Here is a 6,212-nt window from a genome sequence, read left to right on the forward strand (position 1 = left end):
ATACGGCAGTTAACCGTCAGGCTTATTTTTTCACGGCAGGCTGTGCGGCCTTAGGCGTTGCAGGAGAAACCGTCGCCTCCGCCTTCAATTTGTTCAGTACCGCATCACCGATGCCCTTCACGTTTTTCAGCTCCTCCACCGATTTGAACGCACCGTTCTTCTGACGGTATTCCACAATCGCTTTCGCCTTAGCCGGACCGATACCCGGCAAAGCCTCCAGTTCGGCAGAAGATGCGGTATTGATGTTCACGGCGGCCAAAGAGAATGCTGCACAGACGGCGGCAAATGCACCAAATAAAAATTTCTTCATCAGATTTTTTCCCATAACATATTTGATTGAATCAGTCAGGAAGTCTACCGAATGGTTTTATTCCACTCTGTAAACACTGTCACATACGCAGATAGGGCAACAGCCCATACCCGCATAAATGCTTACGCCATATTAACGCAAATATCATTTTATTTCAAATATTCTAAACAGTTAACCGTAACTTTCGGTACTTTTGTTCAAGAATAACAACAGAGTTGTCATCCTTTAATTTAAACAACAAGCATGCACGAACACTCAATAGGCATCGGAATGGGTATCGGTTCATCAATATCCTTGCACCCATTACCCTACCTCCTATCGTCAAACCGACAGAACTGACAGGCATGTAAAAAGCCCCCGACATCAGTCGGGGGCTTCGGAATGGGTGTTTGGCGGTGACCTACTTTCACATGGAAGAACCACACTATCATCGGCGCTGAGTCGTTTCACGGTCCTGTTCGGGATGGGAAGGCGTGGGACCAACTCGCTATGGCCGCCAAACTTAAACTGTTACAAATCGGTAAAGCCTTAATCAATTATTTGGTGATGACTGAATCAGTCAGTAAGCTTTTATCTTTGAAGTTCTTCAAATGATAGAGTCAAGCCTCACGAGCAATTAGTATGGGTTAGCTTCACGCGTTACCGCGCTTCCACACCCCACCTATCAACGTCCTGGTCTCGAACGACTCTTTAGTGTGGTTAAACCACAAGGGAAGTCTCATCTTCAGGCGAGTTTCGCGCTTAGATGCTTTCAGCGCTTATCTCTTCCGAACTTAGCTACCCGGCTATGCAACTGGCGTTACAACCGGTACACCAGAGGTTCGTCCACTCCGGTCCTCTCGTACTAGGAGCAGCCCCCGTCAAACTTCCAACGCCCACTGCAGATAGGGACCAAACTGTCTCACGACGTTTTAAACCCAGCTCACGTACCACTTTAAATGGCGAACAGCCATACCCTTGGGACCGACTACAGCCCCAGGATGTGATGAGCCGACATCGAGGTGCCAAACTCCGCCGTCGATATGAACTCTTGGGCGGAATCAGCCTGTTATCCCCGGAGTACCTTTTATCCGTTGAGCGATGGCCCTTCCATACAGAACCACCGGATCACTATGTCCTGCTTTCGCACCTGCTCGACTTGTCGGTCTCGCAGTTAAGCTACCTTTTGCCATTGCACTATCAGTCCGATTTCCGACCGGACCTAGGTAACCTTCGAACTCCTCCGTTACTCTTTGGGAGGAGACCGCCCCAGTCAAACTGCCTACCATGCACGGTCCCCGACCCGGATTACGGGTCTGGGTTAGAACCTCAAAGACACCAGGGTGGTATTTCAAGGACGGCTCCACAGAGACTGGCGTCTCTGCTTCAAAGCCTCCCACCTATCCTACACAAGTGACTTCAAAGTCCAATGCAAAGCTACAGTAAAGGTTCACGGGGTCTTTCCGTCTAGCAGCGGGTAGATTGCATCTTCACAACCACTTCAACTTCGCTGAGTCTCAGGAGGAGACAGTGTGGCCATCGTTACGCCATTCGTGCGGGTCGGAACTTACCCGACAAGGAATTTCGCTACCTTAGGACCGTTATAGTTACGGCCGCCGTTTACTGGGGCTTCGATCCGATGCTTGCACATCTTCAATTAACCTTCCAGCACCGGGCAGGCGTCACACCCTATACGTCCACTTTCGTGTTAGCAGAGTGCTGTGTTTTTAATAAACAGTCGCAGCCACCTATTCTCTGCGACCCTCCAGGGCTTACGGAGCAAGTCCTTAACCTTAGAGGGCATACCTTCTCCCGAAGTTACGGTATCAATTTGCCGAGTTCCTTCTCCTGAGTTCTCTCAAGCGCCTTAGAATTCTCATCCTGCCCACCTGTGTCGGTTTGCGGTACGGTTCAATTCAAACTGAAGCTTAGTGGCTTTTCCTGGAAGCGTGGTATTAGTTACTTCATGTCCGTAGACACTCGTCATCACTTCTCGGTGTTAAGAAGACCCGGATTTACCTAAGTCTTCCACCTACCGGCTTAAACAAGCTATTCCAACAGCTTGCTAACCTAACCTTCTCCGTCCCCACATCGCATTTGAATCAAGTACAGGAATATTAACCTGTTTCCCATCGACTACGCATTTCTGCCTCGCCTTAGGGGCCGACTCACCCTACGCCGATGAACGTTGCGTAGGAAACCTTGGGCTTTCGGCGAGCGGGCTTTTCACCCGCTTTATCGCTACTCATGTCAACATTCGCACTTCTGATACCTCCAGCACACTTTACAATGCACCTTCATCGGCCTACAGAACGCTCCCCTACCATGCCAGTAAACTGGCATCCGCAGCTTCGGTTATAGATTTGAGCCCCGTTACATCTTCCGCGCAGGACGACTCGACCAGTGAGCTATTACGCTTTCTTTAAATGATGGCTGCTTCTAAGCCAACATCCTGGCTGTCTGGGCCTTCCCACTTCGTTTACCACTTAATCTATCATTTGGGACCTTAGCTGGCGGTCTGGGTTGTTTCCCTCTTGACAACGGACGTTAGCACCCGCTGTCTGTCTCCCGAGGAACCACTTGATGGTATTCTTAGTTTGCCATGGGTTGGTAAGTTGCAATAACCCCCTAGCCATAACAGTGCTTTACCCCCATCAGTGTCTTGCTCGAGGCACTACCTAAATAGTTTTCGGGGAGAACCAGCTATCTCCGAGTTTGTTTAGCCTTTCACCCCTATCCACAGCTCATCCCCGCATTTTGCAACATGCGTGGGTTCGGTCCTCCAGTACCTGTTACGGCACCTTCAACCTGGCCATGGATAGATCACTCGGTTTCGGGTCTACACCCAGCAACTATTCGCCCTATTAAGACTCGGTTTCCCTACGCCTCCCCTATTCGGTTAAGCTCGCTACTGAATGTAAGTCGTTGACCCATTATACAAAAGGTACGCAGTCACACCACAAGGGTGCTCCCACTGTTTGTATGCATCAGGTTTCAGGTTCTATTTCACTCCCCTCCCGGGGTTCTTTTCGCCTTTCCCTCACGGTACTGGTTCACTATCGGTCGATGATGAGTATTTAGCCTTGGAGGATGGTCCCCCCATATTCAGACAGGATTTCACGTGTCCCGCCCTACTTTTTGTACGCTTAGTACCACTGTTGAGATTTCGAATACGGGACTATCACCCACTATGGTCAAGCTTCCCAGCTTGTTCTTCTATCTCGACAGTTATTACGTACAGGCTCCTCCGCGTTCGCTCGCCACTACTTGCGGAATCTCGGTTGATTTCTTTTCCTCCGGGTACTTAGATGGTTCAGTTCTCCGGGTTCGCTTCGCTTATCCTATGTATTCAGATAAGGATACCTCCTAAGAGGTGGGTTTCCCCATTCGGACATCGCGGGATCATAGCTTTATTGCCAGCTCCCCCACGCTTTTCGCAGGCTTACACGTCCTTCGTCGCCTATCATCGCCAAGGCATCCACCTGATGCACTTATTCACTTGACTCTATCATTTCAAGAACCTCTTTGACTTCGTTTGCCTACCCGTTGACTAGGGAAGCAAACTTGAAATTCCTACTTTGATAAAGCTTACTGCTTTGTTGTGTCTTAATCCTGCCTTTTGTGTTTCAGGATTAAGTCGATACAATCATCACCCAAATACTGTGTTTATTTTCTTTTCTCTTGCGAGAGATTTTTTATCCTTTGCAAAGAATAAAAAATCAAAACAAACTCATTGTCTTTGTTTGTTGATTTCGGCTTTCCAATTTGTTAAAGATCGATGCGTCGATATTTCACTTCGCAAATCAAAATAAGCTGCTAAATATAGCAGGCTTCCTTTGATTTGTAAAGTTCTTGGTGGAGGCAAACGGGATCGAACCGATGACCCCCTGCTTGCAAAGCAGGTGCTCTACCAACTGAGCTATGCCCCCGTTCTTGGTGGGTCTGGGAGGACTTGAACCTCCGACCCCACGCTTATCAAGCGTGTGCTCTAACCAGCTGAGCTACAAACCCGGATTCTCTTCTTAAGCGAATCTTGTCTTCACTCAAGCTTTTCTCTTCCGCATCTTTTACAGTTTACCGATAAGTGTGAATGCATCAGACCTCTTCTTTCTCTAGAAAGGAGGTGATCCAGCCGCAGGTTCCCCTACGGCTACCTTGTTACGACTTCACCCCAGTCATGAAGCATACCGTGGTAAGCGGGCTCCTTGCGGTTACCCTACCTACTTCTGGTATCCCCCACTCCCATGGTGTGACGGGCGGTGTGTACAAGACCCGGGAACGTATTCACCGCAGTATGCTGACCTGCGATTACTAGCGATTCCGACTTCATGCACTCGAGTTGCAGAGTGCAATCCGGACTACGATCGGTTTTATGAGATTGGCTCCACCTCGCGGCTTGGCTACCCTCTGTACCGACCATTGTATGACGTGTGAAGCCCTGGTCATAAGGGCCATGAGGACTTGACGTCATCCCCACCTTCCTCCGGCTTGTCACCGGCAGTCTCATTAGAGTGCCCAACTAAATGATGGCAACTAATGACAAGGGTTGCGCTCGTTGCGGGACTTAACCCAACATCTCACGACACGAGCTGACGACAGCCATGCAGCACCTGTGTTACGGCTCCCGAAGGCACTCCTCCGTCTCTGGAGGATTCCGTACATGTCAAGACCAGGTAAGGTTCTTCGCGTTGCATCGAATTAATCCACATCATCCACCGCTTGTGCGGGTCCCCGTCAATTCCTTTGAGTTTTAATCTTGCGACCGTACTCCCCAGGCGGTCAATTTCACGCGTTAGCTACGCTACTAAGCAATCAAGTTGCCCAACAGCTAATTGACATCGTTTAGGGCGTGGACTACCAGGGTATCTAATCCTGTTTGCTACCCACGCTTTCGAGCATGAACGTCAGTGTTATCCCAGGAGGCTGCCTTCGCCATCGGTATTCCTCCACATCTCTACGCATTTCACTGCTACACGTGGAATTCTACCTCCCTCTGACACACTCTAGTCACCCAGTTCAGAACGCAGTTCCCAGGTTGAGCCCGGGGATTTCACATCCTGCTTAAGTAACCGTCTGCGCTCGCTTTACGCCCAGTAATTCCGATTAACGCTCGCACCCTACGTATTACCGCGGCTGCTGGCACGTAGTTAGCCGGTGCTTATTCTTCAGGTACCGTCATCAGCCGTCGATATTAGCAACAGCCTTTTCTTCCCTGACAAAAGTCCTTTACAACCCGAAGGCCTTCTTCAGACACGCGGCATGGCTGGATCAGGCTTGCGCCCATTGTCCAAAATTCCCCACTGCTGCCTCCCGTAGGAGTCTGGGCCGTGTCTCAGTCCCAGTGTGGCGGATCATCCTCTCAGACCCGCTACTGATCGTCGCCTTGGTAGGCCTTTACCCCACCAACTAGCTAATCAGATATCGGCCGCTCGAATAACGCAAGGCCCGAAGGTCCCCTGCTTTCCTCCTCAGAGAATATGCGGTATTAGCTAATCTTTCGATTAGTTATCCCCCATTACTCGGTACGTTCCGATATATTACTCACCCGTTCGCCACTCGCCACCCAAGAAGCAAGCTTCTCTGTGCTGCCGTCCGACTTGCATGTGTAAAGCATGCCGCCAGCGTTCAATCTGAGCCAGGATCAAACTCTTATGTTCAATCTCTAACTTATAACTTCTGGTCTGCTTCAAAGAAACCGACAGAACAATGTCTAAAACATCATCTTGTCTATCTTTCAAACAGTGTGAGGCCTAATGCACTCACACTTATCGGTAATCTGTTTTTTAAAGAGCGAATCGAATTATACAGTACATTTAGCAAATGTCAACTAAAATTATCGAAAATTTTAACTAACTGTGTTATACTGTCTGCTTCGTTTTCTTCACCGCGTCAGCAGCGAAGAACCGAACTATACGCCTCACAA

At 49.3% G+C, this 6,212-nt stretch carries 1 protein-coding gene, 2 tRNA genes and 3 rRNA genes; all 6 read right to left on the reverse strand.

Annotated elements, in window-relative coordinates; translation table 11 throughout:
- Positions 1 to 22 precede the first annotated feature (22 nt).
- On the reverse strand, positions 23 to 310 hold the full coding sequence (locus HMPREF2865_RS02450) for a ComEA family DNA-binding protein (RefSeq protein ID WP_070645400.1): 288 nt from the start codon (positions 308 to 310) through the stop codon (positions 23 to 25).
- Between the two features lie 387 nt (positions 311 to 697).
- A 5S ribosomal RNA gene (gene rrf / locus HMPREF2865_RS02455) occupies positions 698 to 811 on the reverse strand.
- 94 nt (positions 812 to 905) lie between these two features.
- Positions 906 to 3,794: ribosomal RNA gene (locus HMPREF2865_RS02460) — 23S ribosomal RNA — on the reverse strand.
- 348 nt (positions 3,795 to 4,142) lie between these two features.
- Positions 4,143 to 4,218 (reverse strand) — tRNA-Ala (locus HMPREF2865_RS02465).
- A 5-nt stretch (positions 4,219 to 4,223) separates the two neighbouring features.
- Positions 4,224 to 4,300: transfer RNA gene (locus HMPREF2865_RS02470), tRNA-Ile, on the reverse strand.
- A 105-nt stretch (positions 4,301 to 4,405) separates the two neighbouring features.
- Positions 4,406 to 5,946, reverse strand: a 16S ribosomal RNA gene (locus HMPREF2865_RS02475).
- The 16S, 23S and 5S rRNA genes sit together here with 2 tRNA genes alongside, the layout of an rRNA operon.
- Positions 5,947 to 6,212 lie beyond the last annotated feature (266 nt).

It is taken from the genome of Neisseria sp. HMSC073G10 (assembly GCF_001812605.1).
Lineage (GTDB): Bacteria > Pseudomonadota > Gammaproteobacteria > Burkholderiales > Neisseriaceae > Neisseria > Neisseria subflava_A.